The sequence below is a fragment of the Aestuariimicrobium soli genome (assembly GCF_051192575.1).
Taxonomy (GTDB): Bacteria; Actinomycetota; Actinomycetes; order Propionibacteriales; family Propionibacteriaceae; genus Aestuariimicrobium; species Aestuariimicrobium soli.
Genome location: NZ_JBPJSQ010000006.1, coordinates 298,605 through 312,025, shown reverse-complemented (window position 1 = coordinate 312,025; position 13,421 = coordinate 298,605). Strand labels below are relative to the sequence as shown.

Below are 13,421 nucleotides of genomic sequence, written 5' to 3'. Positions count from 1 at the left end.
CCGGTGGACGGGTGGGGTCTCAGCCGCCGATGGCGCTCATGGTGCGCACCGGAGGCAGGAACGTCGGGTCGTCGATCCCGTGTCCGCGGGGCTTGTCGGCGTGGGCGCCGACCCAGGCGGTGGCCAGGTCGTGGTCGGTGCCGCCGGAGCGCAGGATCGTCCGCAGGTCGGTCTCGGTGCGGCTGAACAGGCAGGTGCGCACCTGGCCGTCGGCGGTGATGCGCGAGCGGTCGCAGGCACCGCAGAAGGGGTTGGTGACCGAGGCGATCACCCCGATGGTGCCGCCCGGGTGGGGGTGGTCCGGGTGCGACGGGTCGGGTTCGACCTGCCACAGCTCGGCCGGGGCGTGGCCACGGGGCTCGTCCAACGGGGTGAGGGTGAGGTGCTCGCCGAGCTGGCCCAGGATCTCGGCCTGGGTGACCATCGCCGAGCGCACCCACTCGTGCCGGGGGCCGAGCGGCATCTGTTCGATGAACCGCAATTGCAGCCCGCGCTCCAGGCAGAAGCGGGCCAGCGGCACCACCGCCGCCTCGTTCTCGCCACGCATGATCACCGCGTTGATCTTGATCGGACGAAGGTCGGTTCCGAGCACGGCGTCGATGGAGCGCAGCACGTCGGGCAGGCGGTCGCGGCGGCTCAGCCGGGCGTAGGTCTCGCGGTCCAGAGAGTCCAGCGAGATGTTGACCCGGTCGAGCCCGGCGGCGATGAGGTCGGGCAGGCGCTTGTCGAGCCCGAGTCCGTTGGTGGTGAGGCTGGTCTCGGGGGCGGTCCCGTCGGCGGTGCGCAGGGTTGTGGCGGCGGCGATGATGCCGGCCAGTCCGGGACGTAGCAGGGGTTCGCCGCCGGTGAAGCGCAGCTTGGTGATGCCCAGCCGCTCGACCGCGACCCGCAGCAGTCGCACCACCTCGTCGTCGGTGAGGGCCTCGTCGGTGGGCAGCCACGGCAGTCCGTCGGCGGGCATGCAGTAGGTGCAGCGCAGGTTGCAGCGGTCGGTCAACGAGACCCTCAGGTCGGTGGCCACGCGGCCATGGCGATCGCCCAACTGCATGGACAGAGCCTACGCACGCCCTCGGACGAAGACCATGGGGGCCCCGTTCGGCGGACGGGGCAGCGGTGGCACACTGAGGGGGTGAACGACCAGGGCCAGCAGTTGGGAACCACCCGCGCCCAGGTGCTGCAGACGGTGCAGCAGTCCGGGGCGCCGGTCGGTGTCGCCGAGGTGGCGGCCGCGCTGTCGCTGCACCCCAACTCGGTGCGTCACCACCTCGAGGAACTGTCGGCCGCCGGTCACCTGTCGCGGGTCGTGGAGTCCCGCGGCCAGCAGGGCCGACCCCCCGCCCGCTACACCGTGACGGCCCAGGCGCCGACCCTGGGGCAGACCCACCTGGTGGAGCTCGCACAGGTGCTCATCGACGAGTTCGTGGTCGAGGCCGACTCGCGCGACAGCCGGCTGGTGAAGGCCGGACGAGGCTGGGGCCGCCGGTTGGCCGACGACGGCGGCGACACCACCCAGGCGGACGACGACCTGGTGGTCGTGGCGCGCGTGCTGGGTGAGCGCGGCTTCTCGGCGCTGGCGGACGAGCGCCGGGTCACCTTCGTGAAGTGTCCGTTCCGCGGGGTGCTGGCCGGTGAGCAGCTGCAGGCCGCCTGCCACCTGCACCGGGGGTTCATCGAGGGCGTGCTCGAGCAACGGCAGTCGTCCGAACGGCTCGACGACCTGCAGGTGGGCAGGACGGAGTGCGTGGCGACCTTCGCCTGAGGGACTGTTGGTCTGGTTCTGGCTGGCGCGTCAGGCGCTGGGGCCGGGCGGGAGCGCCCGGGTGAGGCTCAGCTCGGGCGGCAGGAGCGGCTTGCCCTTGGCCTGCCGCTTGATGACCCGGCGCCGGTCGGCGTCCGTGGGGAGGCGCACCTTCACCGAGCCGCTGGCCTGACCACGCAGGATGATGCGGGGCAGCCCCTTGCGCGGGCGGGTGAGCACACCCTTCTGCTCGGTGGTGGTGCGCTCCGACTGGTAGGTGGTGGTGTCGACGCCCCAGCCCTCGGGGACGATGATCGTCACCGCGCCCAGGTAGCCGATGAGGACGAGGTCGATCACGCGGGTACGGGTGGTGGCCTGGCTGAAGTCGAGGCGGCAGCCGCCGTAGCTGGCGTGCACCTCGAGGAAGGGCGGCACCTCCCACGGACCCTCGACGCTGAGCAGATGCCAGGTGCTGCCGATCAGCACCAGCGGCTCGTCCCAGGAGTAGCCCGGGCCCTCACCGACCAGCGACTCGGCGATGGACTGGTCGAGCTGCTCGGCCGGCACGAGGTCGCCGAGCACGTCTGCGATGTCGCCCCTGGTCACCGCCCCGAGGGCGCGGGGGACCCGCGACTCGAGTTCCTCGAAGGTGAGTCGACCGTCGGCGGCGGCGTTGCGCAGCACCTCGAGGGCGTGCTCGCGTTGTGCGGTGCCCACCCGCAGGTGGCGGTGGTCGCTGCCGGCGGTGGTGGGTTCGTCCATGCGGACACGCTAGCGGGGCCCCGGTTCCGGTGCACGGGGCCGCCGCGCTCCCCAGCCTCTGAGCGTTTGCCTGCCGAACCTGCCTTTGCCGCTGCTGGAACAAGGGCAAAGGCACGCCCGGGAGGCAAACGCGAGTGTTCCGGGACGAGGGCCCCGAGCCAGTGCCCCGGACGAGGGCCTCTCAGGCGTCCGGAATCTCGAACCCGAGGTAGCCCGACTGATCGGCCCGCGGGTCCGGACCCCCGCGCACACCCGTCTCGAGCGCGTCGATGCGGGCCAGGTCGTCCGCGCTCAGCTCAAAGTCGAAGACGTCGAAGTTCTGGGCGATGCGGCCCGCGTTGGTGGACTTCGGGATGGCCGAGCGGCCCTGCTGCAGGTGCCAGCGGATCATCACCTGGGCGGGCGTCTTGCCATGCGCCGCGGCGATCTCGGCGATGGTCTCGTCGTCCATCACACTGCGGCGCTGGTCACCCCACCCGGGGTAGAAGGTGATGCCACCGATCGGCGACCACGCCTGGGTGAGGATGCCGTGGGCGGCGTTGGCGGCCTGCACGTCGCGCTGCTGGAAGTAGGGGTGCACCTCCACCTGGTTCACGGCCGGAACCACGGTGGTCTCGGCCACCAGCGCCTCGAGCTGCTCGGGCATCATGTTGCTGACCCCGATGGCCCGCACCTTGCCGTCGGCCAGCAGGGTCTCGAGGGCCTTGTAGGCCTGCACGGTGCGCTCCGCGAAACCCGTCCCGGGCTGGTGCAGCAACAGCAGGTCGAGCTGCTCGACGCCCAGCTTGCCGGCGGCCTTGTCGAAGGCGTGCAGGGTCTCGTCGTAGCCGTAGTCGCTCACCCAGATCTTGGTCTCGACGAAGATCTCGGAGCGGTCGACCCCCGAGCGGCGGATGCCCTCACCGACCTCCCGCTCATTGCGGTACGAGGCGGCGGTGTCGATGTGGCGGTATCCCGCCGCGAGGGCGGCCTCGACGGCGGCAGTGGTCTCGTCCGGGGGGCTCTGGAAGACACCGAGCCCCACGGAGGGCAGGGTGACGCCGTTGTTCAGCTGCAGGGTGCGCACATCAGTCATGTGCCCATCGTCCATCGGCCGGCACGGTCCAGACAGGCACTGGCTTTGCCCTCTTCACCCGTCACTGCCGACAAACTTCTACACCGTGGCTCAACCAACCGCCCCAGAACGGGGATTGGTCGAGCCACGGTGTAGAAGTTTGTACCGACAACCGTCGGCGGACGACCTCAGGCCCGCCCGTAGACCAGCACCGAGTAGGGCCCGAGCGCCACCACGGCCGACGCCGGCTGCCCGTCCTGGTCGACGGCATCATCGGCGGTGACGTCACTGGCCGGCTGGTCGCCGAAGGTGTCGGAGTAGATCTTCGCGTCGGAGTTCAGCAGCAGCTTCCACTCGCCCGGGTGCGGGAACCCGATGCGGTAGTCGCCCCAGACCTGGTTGCGCAGGTTCACCACGACCACGACGTCGTCGCCCGGCCCGCCGTTCATGGCGCGGTGGTAGGCGAGCACCTTGGTCTCGTCGTTGGCGTGCAGCACGGTCGTCGCCTGACCCATCAAGCCCAGCGAGGTGCCATGGGCGTTGAGCCGCAGCTCGACCAGGTCGCGGTACAGGCGGGCGATGCCGACGAACTCCTCGAGCAGGTTCCAGTCGAGGGGGATGTCGTCGGAGAACCAGCCGCCCTGCAGGAACTCCTGCCCCTGGAACAGCATCGGCACGCCGGGGCTGGTCAGGGTCAGCGCCGCCCCCAGCGTCGATCGCTTGGTGGCGAACCAGCCCTGCGGGTCGGCGGGGTCGACCTCCTGGTTGACCCGGGCCTTGCCGTTGGCGACCTCGTCGTGACTCTCGGTGTAGATGGTGCGCTCGTACGCGTCGCCGTAGTTGAAGGTGACGGCGTTGGCCACGGCCGCCACCGAGCGTGAGTTGTCGTCCAAGGTGGTCAACTGCGCCCGGATCGGGTGGACGAAGTGCTGGTCCCACTGCGAGTGGAAGCCGGCGCCGTCGGCGTCGATCGAGGTGACCTCGGCCTCGCCGTGCAGATCCTCGGCGATGGTGATGGCGCCCGGGTGCAGGCGGCGCACCTCGTCGTTGATGAACCGGCAGGTCTGCCAGCCCTCGGGAATCGAGCGGTCGAAGCCCGAGACCGACCGCATGTACGGCGTCATGTCGAAGCGCAGGCCCTGCACGTGGTACTGCTCGAGCCACATCAGGGCGTTGTCGCGCAGGAACTGCCGCACCTCGGATCGTCCGTAGTCAGGGCGGGTGTCACCCCACGGGGTCTCGGAGCGCCAGTCGTTGAAGAAGTAGATGCCGCCCTTGCCGTTCTCACTCCAGCCGTCGAACTGCCACAGGTCGAGGTCGCTCGGCCCGAAGTGGTTGTAGACGACGTCGACGATCACCGAGATGCCCCGCTTGTGGGCCTCGCGCACGAACAACTTGAGGGCATCGGGGCCGCCGTAACTCGACTCGACCGCGAAGATGTGGGCGGGGTTGTAACCCCAGGACTGGTCTCCGGCGAACTCCATCAGCGGCATCAGCTCGACCGCGTTGACGCCCAGCTTGTCGAGGTGGTCGAGCTGCGCGGTGACGGCTTCGAGGTCGCCCGCGCCGTCGTCCCCGCGCGCGAACGAGCCCACGTGCATCTCGTAGACCACCAGGTTGTTCAGGTTGGGGGTCGAGAAGGTGTCGCCCTGCCAGTCGAAGGCGCCGTGGTCGACGATCACGCCGTTGCCGACCGAGTTGGTGACCTCGTAGGCGTAGGGGTCGATGCGCCACAGCATCTGGTCGCCGTTGGTGATCACGAACTGGTATTCGTCGCCGGCCGAGGCGCCCTCGACGCGGGTGTACCAGTAGCCGTTGCCCTCGTGGGTCAGCGGGTCGGCGTCGGTCGACCACTCGTTGAACTGTCCGGCGACCGCCACCGCGCTGGCGTTGGGGGCCCACACCCGGAAGGCCACGCCGCCGTCGGCGACGATCGCGCCCATGCCCGGCACCGGATCGTCCGCCTTGGCACGGGCCGGCGGGGCCGAGGTCTCGTCGGTGTCGGGGTCCTCGTCCGCCACGGCCGCATCGGCGCGACGCGGGCCGCCGGTCGCGGGCTGCGGGGCGGCCAGATCGAGCTCGGCGTCGTCCCACTGCCCGTCGGTCTCGTTCGTGGGGAACGGGTCGCCGACCTCGGACGAGCCTGCGGGCTCGGCCTGCGCGGCGCGCTCGGCGGGAGTCGACTTGGCGGAAACGGCGCTCTTGATGCGCGACCAGACGTTGTTCACAGGCCCAGACTACGGGTTGGGGCACGTGCGACAGGTGGGTCGGGGAGCGGCGCGACCATTAGGCTGGGCGGGTGCTGACGATGCAAGACGCCCTGACCAAGCTGTCCGAGTACTGGACCTCGCGTGGCTGCCTGATCTGGCAGCCCTTCAACACCGAGGTCGGCGCGGGAACGATGAACCCCGCCACCGTGCTGCGCGTGCTGGGTCCTGAGCCGTGGGACGTCGCCTACGTCGAACCGTCGGTGCGACCGGACGACTCCCGCTACGGCGAGAACCCGAACCGCCTGCAGACGCACACCCAGTTCCAGGTGATCCTCAAGCCCGAACCGGGCGACCCGCAGGAGCTCTACCTGGGCTCGCTCGAGGCGCTGGGCATCGACCTGTCGAAGCACGACGTGCGCTTCGTCGAGGACAACTGGCGTCAGCCGGCGATCGGCGCCTGGGGGCTCGGCTGGGAGGTCTGGCTCGACGGCATGGAGATCACCCAGTTCACCTACTTCCAGCAGGTCGGCGGGGTGAACCTCGACCCGATCCCGGTCGAGCTGACCTACGGCATCGAGCGCATCCTGATGAACCTGCAGGGCGTGACCCACTTCAAGGACATCGCCTACGCCACCGCCGCCGACGGCCGCACCATCACCTACGGTGAGGCCTTCGGTCAGCAGGAATACGAGATGAGCCGCTACTACCTCGACGACGCCGACGTCGAGGCCAACCGGTCGCTCTACGAGACCTACGTCGGCGAGGCCACCCGCATGGTCGAGGCCCGCCTGCCCGTGCCGGCCCACAACTACATTCTCAAGAGCTCGCACGCCTTCAACGTGCTCGACGCCCGCGGTGCCATCTCGACCACCGAGCGGGCCAAGGCCTTCGCCACCATGCGCCGGCTGATGCGCGACACGGCGAACCTGTGGATCGAGCGCCGCCAGGAGCTGGGCTTCCCCCTGATCCGTGAGGCCGCGGCCGAGCTCGAGGGCCCCGAGACGACTGACCCCGCGTCGCTGCCGACCGATCCGCAGACCTTCGCCCTCGAGATCGGACTCGAGGAGCTCCCCCCGCACGAGGTGCCGCTGCAGGTCGCGGCCGTGAAGTCCGCCCTGGAGTCTGCGCTGGGGGCGACCCGGCTCGAGCACGGGGCGGTGTCGGTCGACGGCACCCCGCGTCGTCTGGTCGCCATCGTCGAGGGTGTGGCCGCGCACGAGCCCGACGCCGAGGTGCTGAAGAAGGGCCCCAAGTGGGCCGCCGCCTTCGACGCCGACGGCAAGCCGACCAAGCCGCTCGAGGGTTTCCTGCGCGGTCAGGGCGTGACGCTCGAGCAGATCGAGAAGGCCGACTTCAACGGCGCCGAGCACGTCGCGGTGCGCTCCACCCAGACCGGACGAGCCGCGCTCGAGGTGCTGGCGGGCATCGTCGAGGGCATCGTCACGGGCCTGCGTGCCGAGAAGAACATGCGCTGGAACGACCCGTCGTTGTCGTACTCGCGGGCGATCCGCTGGCTGGTGGCCCTGTGGGGTCCGGCCGTGGTGCCGGCGCGGGTCTCCGATGTCGTCGCCGGGCGGGTCACCCGCCTGCAGCGCGACGCGGCCGGGTTCGCCGATGACGTGGTGCGCGGCGAGGTGTCGCTGGCCTCGGCCGCCGAGCTGGTGCCGGCCCTCGTCCGCGGTGGGATCGTGCTGGCATCGGACGAGCGCCGCTCGTCCGTGGTCTCGCAGGCGATCGAGCTGGCGGCCTCGGTGGGCGGCACGATCGACGTCGACGGTGAGTCGGCCCTGGTCGATGAGATCACCCACCTGGTCGAGCAGCCGTTCGGCGTGCTCGGCGGGTTCGACGAGAAGTACCTCGAGCTGCCCGAGCGGGTGCTGACCACGGTGATGCGCAAGCACCAGCGTTACCTGCCGGTGTATGCCGCCGACGGCTCGCTGGCGCCCCACTTCGTGACCATGGCCAACGGCGCCTGCGACCCCGAACTGGTCGCCGCCGGCAACGGCTCGGTGGTGCGGGCCCGCTACGAGGACGCTCAGTTCTTCTGGAACTCCGATCTCAAGGCCGAGCGTGCCGACGAGTTCGTGCCCGGACTCGAACAGCTGACCTTCGAGGAGACCCTCGGCTCGGTGGGAGCCCGCGCCCGGCGCATCGCCGAGGTGGCCGGCGCGCTGGCCGGGCGGGTGTCGCTGGCGGGCGACGAACTCGCCACCCTCGAGCGCGCAGGACAACTCGCGAAGTTCGACCTGTCGAGCCAGATGGTCGTCGAGATGAGCTCGCTGGCGGGCTTTGTGGCGCGTGAGTACGCGGCGCGGCTCGGGGAGACCCAGCAGGTTGCCGATGCCCTGTACGAGATGGAGCAGCCGCACACCTCTGCCGACGCCGTTCCCGCCTCCGTGCCCGGCGCGCTGCTGGCGCTCGCCGATCGGTTCGACCTGCTGGCCGGGCTGTTCGCGGTCGGGGCGAAGCCGACGGGCTCGTCCGACCAGTTCGGTCTGCGCCGGGCGGCGCTGGGCGTCGTGCGCATCCTGCGCGAGAAGCCCGAACTCGCCGCGATCACCGTGCGCGACGGCATCACGGACGCCGTCGAGCGGGTGCGCGCGCAGGGGGTCGAGGTGGCGGACGACGCGATCGACGCCGCCGTCGAGTTCACCGTCGCGCGGTACGCGCAGTTGCTGCGCGACGAGGGCGTCTCGGCCGATCTGGTGGCGGCCGTGCAGCCCGCCGCGGAGGCTCCGGGGGTGGCGCAGGCGCTGCTCGCGCAGATGCAGTCGCGGCTGGAGTCGGACGACCTGCGGGCCCTGGTGGCGGCGTTGGTGCGGATCACGCGCATCCTTCCCGCCGGCGTCGAGGCGACCTATGACGAGGCGGTGCTGTCGGAGCCGGCCGAGAAGGAGCTGGCCGCGCTGGTCGGGCACCCGGTCGGCCACGGACAGTTCGGCGAGTTCGTCGACGGGTCCGCCGAGCTGGTGGCGAAGACCCAGGCGTTCTTCGACCAGATTCTCGTGATGGCCGACGACCCGGCCGTGAAGGCGGCGCGACTGGGGCTGTTGGCCTCGGTGTTGGCCTCGGCGCCGGCGGGTGTCGACTGGCGAGCGCTCGATCTGGCGCTCGGCTGAGTCGGCGCGGTTGGTTGAGGAGCGAGGTACGAGCGTGTCGAGACCACAGTCCAACCCCTTCGACCCCACCCTCTGGGAGCCGGTCGAAGGGTTCGAGTTCACCGACATCACCTACCACCGCGCCAAGCACGTGCCGGCGGTCAGGATCGCCATCGATCGTCCCGAGGTGCGCAACGCATTTCGTCCGCACACGGTCGACGAGCTCTACCGCGCGCTCGACCACGCCCGGCAGTCGGCCGACATCGGCTGCGTGCTGCTGACCGGCAACGGACCCTCACCCAAGGACGGCGGCTGGGCCTTCTGTTCCGGCGGTGACCAGCGCATTCGCGGGCGCTCGGGGTACCAGTACGCCGAGGGTGAGACCGCCGAAACTGTCGACGACCGGCGGACGAAGGCCGAGGGCGGGCGACTGCACATTCTCGAGGTGCAGCGCCTCATCCGGTTCATGCCGAAGGTGGTGATCGCGCTGGTCAACGGGTGGGCCGCCGGCGGCGGACACTCGCTGCACGTGGTCTGCGACCTGACGCTGGCCTCTGCCGAGCACGGGCTGTTCAAGCAGACCGATGCTGACGTCGGCTCGTTCGACGCGGGGTTCGGCTCGGCCTACCTGGCGCGCCAGGTGGGGCAGAAGGTGGCCCGCGAGATCTTCTTCCTGGGTGAGACCTACGACGCCCAGCGGGCCTACGAGATGGGCACCGTCAACAAGGTGGTGCCGCACGCCGAGCTCGAGACCGTCGGGCTGGAGTGGGCGGCGAAGGTGTGTGCGAAGTCGCCGACGGCGCAGCGCATGCTGAAGTTCGCCTTCAACGCGATTGACGACGGTCTCATCGGGCAGCAGGTGTTCGCGGGTGAGACGACGCGACTGGCGTACATGACCGACGAGGCCGTCGAGGGGCGGGATTCGTTCCTGGAGAAGCGCGACCCGGACTGGTCGGCCTTCCCCTACTACTACTGAGTGGGCGGCGCTGGGGGAGGGGCTCCGGGCCAGACCGATCCAAAGTGGTCTGCTGGCGCAACATCTCGTCATTTTCACCAAGATTGCCGCTGACGGCACCGGTTTGGAGCGCTTCGATGCTGACACGGCCCGGGGTCAGCCCTCAGGCCCTCAGCCCACCAGCCGCAGCGACGTCTCCGCCTGCCCGATCCGCAGCGTCTGCCCCCACCCGAGGGTCAGCGAATCTGCCTCGATGCCATCGCCAAAGGCCACCAGCCGATCCGACTGCACCACCAGGCTCAGTTCGTTCCCGACCAGCTCGCCCTCGCTCAGCGTGGTGCCGGTCGCGGGCGATGGCCATGGCTCGCGGACGAACCAGACCAGCCGGGGATCGGCCGGAGCCGGCAGCGCCAGTGGGCTGCGCCGCTCCTGCGCGATCGAACTGCACCAGCCGGTGGCACCCGTCCCGGACGACACGATCAGCCCCGACGAGGCCTGGGCTTCTCGTCCCGCCCCCGGTGGACTCAGCTCGTAGCGTGCCGTCTGGTGACTCGGGTGCCCCACGAACACCTCGTTCAGGGCGACCAACTGCTGCCCGTCGTCCAAGCGGGCCCGCACCATCGTCCGCTCGGTGACCCGGTCGCGGTGACGCAGCAGGTCGCCCACCTCGAACGCCCCGTGGGTGACCAACACCCCGGCATTGCGCCCGGGTTCGGGGTCGACGCCGATCACGGGCTGCCCGTCGAGGTACTTGGCGACATTGGCGACCAGTCCGTCCTGGCCGACCACGACCACCACGTCGTCGCGGGAGAACAGGAACCGCGAGACGTCGGTCCGCTCCACCCTGCCCTGCCGCCAGTCCAGCGGAATGGCGGCCGCCACGGCCTCCAAGGCTCGCTCGTTGCGCAGGTGGCGTTCCTCGAGTTCGTCCAGGTCACGCCCGCGGGTCGACAGGAAGAAGGCTGCTTGTCCACGCGTGCCGTGCGTGGCCACCAGTTCCTGGTACTCGGTGCGCCGGTGCACCAGGACGACGCGAGGGGTGAGGCTCATCGTCGCTCGGGCGCCTCGGGGTCGTTCGCCAGTCTGGTCAGCACCCGGGTGAGCAGGTCGGGGCTGAGCACCAGGGTGTCGATCTGCGGCAGGTTCGTCGCCGCCTGGTGTGCCGCCAGCGCCAGCAGCACCGACTCCGGCACCCCCTGGTAGGCAGCCACCCGGGCAGCCTCGGCGTCACCCTTCGCGGCCCCGGCCAGCCGGGTGCTCTGGGCACGCGCCTCGGCCAGGGTGACCTCACGCCTGGCCTCGGACTCCACGGCAATCGCGGCGGCCTGCGCCTTCTCCTCGGCATCCCGGCGAGCGTTGGCGCCGCGCTGGGCCACCAACTGTTCCTCGCGGCGGGCCAGCTCGATCTGGGTCTGCAGTTCGTTCTCGCCGATGGCCCGCTCCCGCTCGACGGCGATGGCCCGTCGCTCGAAGCTGGCCTTGTCGGCCTCCTGCTGCACCAGTTCGCGGGTGGGGGTGCGCAGCGCCTTCTCGACTTCGGGTTCCGGACGAAGCGCGACCACCCGCACCCCGACGGCGGTGATGCCGGTCTCGGCGAGGCGCTCGTCCGCCCGCAGCCCCTCGGCGATGACCGTGCGCACCGGTCCGACGCCACCGGCGAGCGCGGTGGTCAGGTCGACCGTGGCCAGCAGGTCGACGGCGTACTGCTGCGCCGTCTCGGTGAGCAGCCCACCCACCTGGTCAAGCGGCGTGCCTCGCCAGCGACCGTTCCCGGGATCGATGGAGAAGTCGATCCGGCCGGCCGCCGCTCCCGGATCGGTGATCCGGTAGGTGATGGTGGCCTGCACCGTGACGTCCTGGAAGTCGCTGGTGCGGGCGTGGAACAGCAGCGGCAGCTCTCGGTCGTCCACCGGCACCTCGTTGAGCACGGCGCTGAGCGGCCGGAACCAGAACGAGCGACCGACTCCCGAACGCACGGTGCGGCCATCGCGGATCTGCTCCACGTGGGCCGTGCTCGATCCTCGCAGGTGGCGGACGAAGGGATAGCGGGCGATGTCGGCCATCAGGGGACTCCAAGCATGAGGGGCGAGTCAAACATATCGGGGGTGCCGGTGCAGCGAACCGGTGCGGATCAACCTGAGACCTGCGGCCCCACGCGCCGACTCGTCCGTCTCACGCGTCCTGGTCGTCCTCGGGGGGCGACCAGGTGGCGGCCAGACGGGTGGCCCGGGCCACCGCCTCGTCCGGCGCCATGCCGCGCCCGATCGCGACCCCCACCAGGAACGTTGTCAGCGGTGCGGCGGGGCGCATCACGCCGTGGGCCGCATCCCTGGCGAGGTCGAGCACCGTGTCGACCTCGCAGTCTGCGGGTGCCAGGCCAAGGTCGGACGACACCGCCGCCGCCCACGCATCCAGCCCGGGGCCGCTCATCGCGCGACCGAGAGGGCGTAACCCCGTTTCACGACCGTGCGCACGAGGTCGCGGCTGGCCGCCGACTCGCGGAGCCGGTTGATCGCCGCCTCCACGGCGTGTGGACCCACTCGTTCGCCCGGCAGCAGTTCGCCGAGCTGATCCCGGCTGAGCACGCCGCCGCGGGCAGCAGCCAGTGCCCGCAAGAGTTCGAGGCCGGTCGGGGTCAGGGGCAGGAGTCGTCCGTCGAGCACCGCGGCATTGGCGCGTACCAGCAGAGGCCCGGCCACGGTGGGAATCCCGGCGGCGGGGTCGGCGTAGTGCTCGACCAGCCACCTCACCAGCGCACCCAGCCGCCAGCGCTCGGGGTGGCTGACGGACAGGCCCGCCTCCTTCAGCGGAGCCGCGGTCACCGGGCCGACCGCCGCCAGCACCAGCTCCCCGCTGGAGGCTCGACGCCGGATCGGGGTCACGAGCTCGGCCTTCTGCACGGCGTCCAGCCACGACCTGGAGCCCGGAGCCGAGGTGAACAGCACGGCGTCGGCTCGTCCCTCCGCCACCTTCTCGACCCACGCGGCATGCGCCGTGCAGTCCGGCGGCGGTCCCCAGCCGTAGACCAGCACGGGCACGACGGTCGCCCCGGCCTCGAGAAAGGCCTCGTCCAGCCCGTCGGAGCCATTGCCGTGGTGCTGCACCGCGACCCGGAGCCCGGCGACGCCTTCGGTCAGCAGGTGGTCGCGCAGTTCGGCAGCGGTCTCGGACTCGGCCACCCAGTCCGCTTCGAGACCGGCGGCCTGGATCGCACCCCGCGCCTTCGGCCCCCGCGCCACCAACCGCGCGCCCCGCATGGCGGCGATCAGGTCGTCGGCCAGCCCGGCGGCATCGGCCGCCTCGATCCAGCCGCGGAAGCCGATGCCGGTGGTGGCCACCACCACGTCGGGAGGGGACGCGATCAGCTCCCGGCTGCGGGCGACCAGTTGGGCGTCGTCCAGGTGCGGAATGGTGCTCAGGCTGGGGGCATGGGCGACGGTCGCGCCGCGCCGCTCGAGGGCCGACGCCAGCTCGCGCTTGCGCCGGTCGGCCGTGATCACCACGGTGCAGCCGACGAGGGCGGTGCCGTCCTCGGACATGTCACTCCTCCCTGCCATGCGTTGACGCCGAACCTAGTTGCGGGATGTTTCAAGCCTGTTTCGGG

General features: G+C 70.8%; 11 protein-coding genes. 3 read left to right on the top strand and 8 right to left on the bottom strand.

Features of this window, described 5'->3' with window-relative positions:
- Positions 1-19: 19 nt before the first annotated feature.
- The gene (moaA, locus tag ACSDQ9_RS08200) at positions 20-1,048 is read right to left on the bottom strand and encodes a GTP 3',8-cyclase MoaA (protein WP_435145903.1); all 1,029 of its coding nucleotides are present in this window, start codon (positions 1,046-1,048) and stop codon (positions 20-22) included.
- Positions 1,049-1,129: 81 nt separating this feature from the next.
- Here moaA and ACSDQ9_RS08195 point away from each other — a divergent pair, with 81 nt between their 5' ends.
- A complete protein-coding gene (locus ACSDQ9_RS08195; RefSeq protein WP_435145901.1) occupies positions 1,130-1,759 on the top strand; it encodes a helix-turn-helix transcriptional regulator in 630 nt (209 codons plus the stop codon).
- Between the two features lie 30 nt (positions 1,760-1,789).
- On the opposite strand, the gene ACSDQ9_RS08190 is transcribed toward ACSDQ9_RS08195, so the two are convergent.
- The 3 genes from ACSDQ9_RS08190 to ACSDQ9_RS08180 form a co-directional block, all read right to left on the bottom strand.
- Positions 1,790-2,500: a DUF1707 SHOCT-like domain-containing protein gene (locus ACSDQ9_RS08190; protein ID WP_435145899.1), complete on the bottom strand. Its 711-nt coding sequence runs from the start codon at positions 2,498-2,500 to the stop codon at positions 1,790-1,792.
- A 181-nt stretch (positions 2,501-2,681) separates the two neighbouring features.
- Positions 2,682-3,575 carry an aldo/keto reductase gene (locus tag ACSDQ9_RS08185; protein WP_435145898.1) on the bottom strand — a complete coding sequence of 298 codons (894 nt, stop codon included), beginning with the start codon at positions 3,573-3,575 and terminating at the stop codon, positions 2,682-2,684.
- A gap of 167 nt (positions 3,576-3,742) precedes the next feature.
- Positions 3,743-5,782: an alpha-amylase family glycosyl hydrolase gene (locus ACSDQ9_RS08180; protein WP_435145896.1), complete on the bottom strand. Its 2,040-nt coding sequence runs from the start codon at positions 5,780-5,782 to the stop codon at positions 3,743-3,745.
- Between the two features lie 80 nt (positions 5,783-5,862).
- Here ACSDQ9_RS08180 and ACSDQ9_RS08175 point away from each other — a divergent pair, with 80 nt between their 5' ends.
- Positions 5,863-8,883 carry a glycine--tRNA ligase gene (locus tag ACSDQ9_RS08175; protein ID WP_435146342.1) on the top strand — a complete coding sequence of 1,007 codons (3,021 nt, stop codon included), beginning with the start codon at positions 5,863-5,865 and terminating at the stop codon, positions 8,881-8,883.
- 34 nt (positions 8,884-8,917) lie between these two features.
- A complete protein-coding gene (locus tag ACSDQ9_RS08170) occupies positions 8,918-9,838 on the top strand; it encodes a 1,4-dihydroxy-2-naphthoyl-CoA synthase (RefSeq protein ID WP_435145894.1) in 921 nt (306 codons plus the stop codon).
- A 150-nt stretch (positions 9,839-9,988) separates the two neighbouring features.
- Here ACSDQ9_RS08170 and ACSDQ9_RS08165 read toward each other — a convergent pair whose 3' ends face one another.
- The 4 genes from ACSDQ9_RS08165 to ACSDQ9_RS08150 form a co-directional block, all read right to left on the bottom strand.
- Positions 9,989-10,867, bottom strand: a complete 879-nt coding sequence (locus ACSDQ9_RS08165) for a diacylglycerol kinase catalytic domain-containing protein (protein WP_435145893.1) — start codon at positions 10,865-10,867, stop codon at positions 9,989-9,991.
- Complete coding sequence (locus ACSDQ9_RS08160) at positions 10,864-11,880, bottom strand: SPFH domain-containing protein (protein WP_435145891.1); 1,017 nt, start codon at positions 11,878-11,880, stop codon at positions 10,864-10,866. The genes ACSDQ9_RS08165 and ACSDQ9_RS08160 overlap by 4 nt, the downstream gene beginning before the upstream one ends.
- A gap of 109 nt (positions 11,881-11,989) precedes the next feature.
- Positions 11,990-12,247, bottom strand: a complete 258-nt coding sequence (locus tag ACSDQ9_RS08155) for a DUF6457 domain-containing protein (protein WP_435145889.1) — start codon at positions 12,245-12,247, stop codon at positions 11,990-11,992.
- Positions 12,244-13,356: a uroporphyrinogen-III synthase gene (locus ACSDQ9_RS08150; protein ID WP_435145887.1), complete on the bottom strand. Its 1,113-nt coding sequence runs from the start codon at positions 13,354-13,356 to the stop codon at positions 12,244-12,246. Before ACSDQ9_RS08150 ends, ACSDQ9_RS08155 begins: the two co-directional genes overlap by 4 nt.
- Between the last annotated feature and the right edge of the window lie 65 nt (positions 13,357-13,421).

Bases quoted from the DNA above. Each gene is read 5' to 3' on its own strand.
- moaA (WP_435145903.1), bottom strand. From the start codon at position 1,048: ATGCAGTTGGGCGATCGCCATGGCCGCGTGGCCACCGACCTGAGGGTC.
- ACSDQ9_RS08190 (WP_435145899.1), bottom strand. From the start codon at position 2,500: ATGGACGAACCCACCACCGCCGGCAGCGACCACCGCCACCTGCGGGTG.
- ACSDQ9_RS08185 (WP_435145898.1), bottom strand. From the start codon at position 3,575: ATGACTGATGTGCGCACCCTGCAGCTGAACAACGGCGTCACCCTGCCC.
- ACSDQ9_RS08175 (WP_435146342.1), top strand. From the start codon at position 5,863: ATGCAAGACGCCCTGACCAAGCTGTCCGAGTACTGGACCTCGCGTGGC.
- ACSDQ9_RS08165 (WP_435145893.1), bottom strand. From the start codon at position 10,867: ATGAGCCTCACCCCTCGCGTCGTCCTGGTGCACCGGCGCACCGAGTAC.
- ACSDQ9_RS08160 (WP_435145891.1), bottom strand. From the start codon at position 11,880: ATGGCCGACATCGCCCGCTATCCCTTCGTCCGCCACCTGCGAGGATCG.
- ACSDQ9_RS08155 (WP_435145889.1), bottom strand. From the start codon at position 12,247: ATGAGCGGCCCCGGGCTGGATGCGTGGGCGGCGGCGGTGTCGTCCGAC.
- ACSDQ9_RS08150 (WP_435145887.1), bottom strand. From the start codon at position 13,356: ATGTCCGAGGACGGCACCGCCCTCGTCGGCTGCACCGTGGTGATCACG.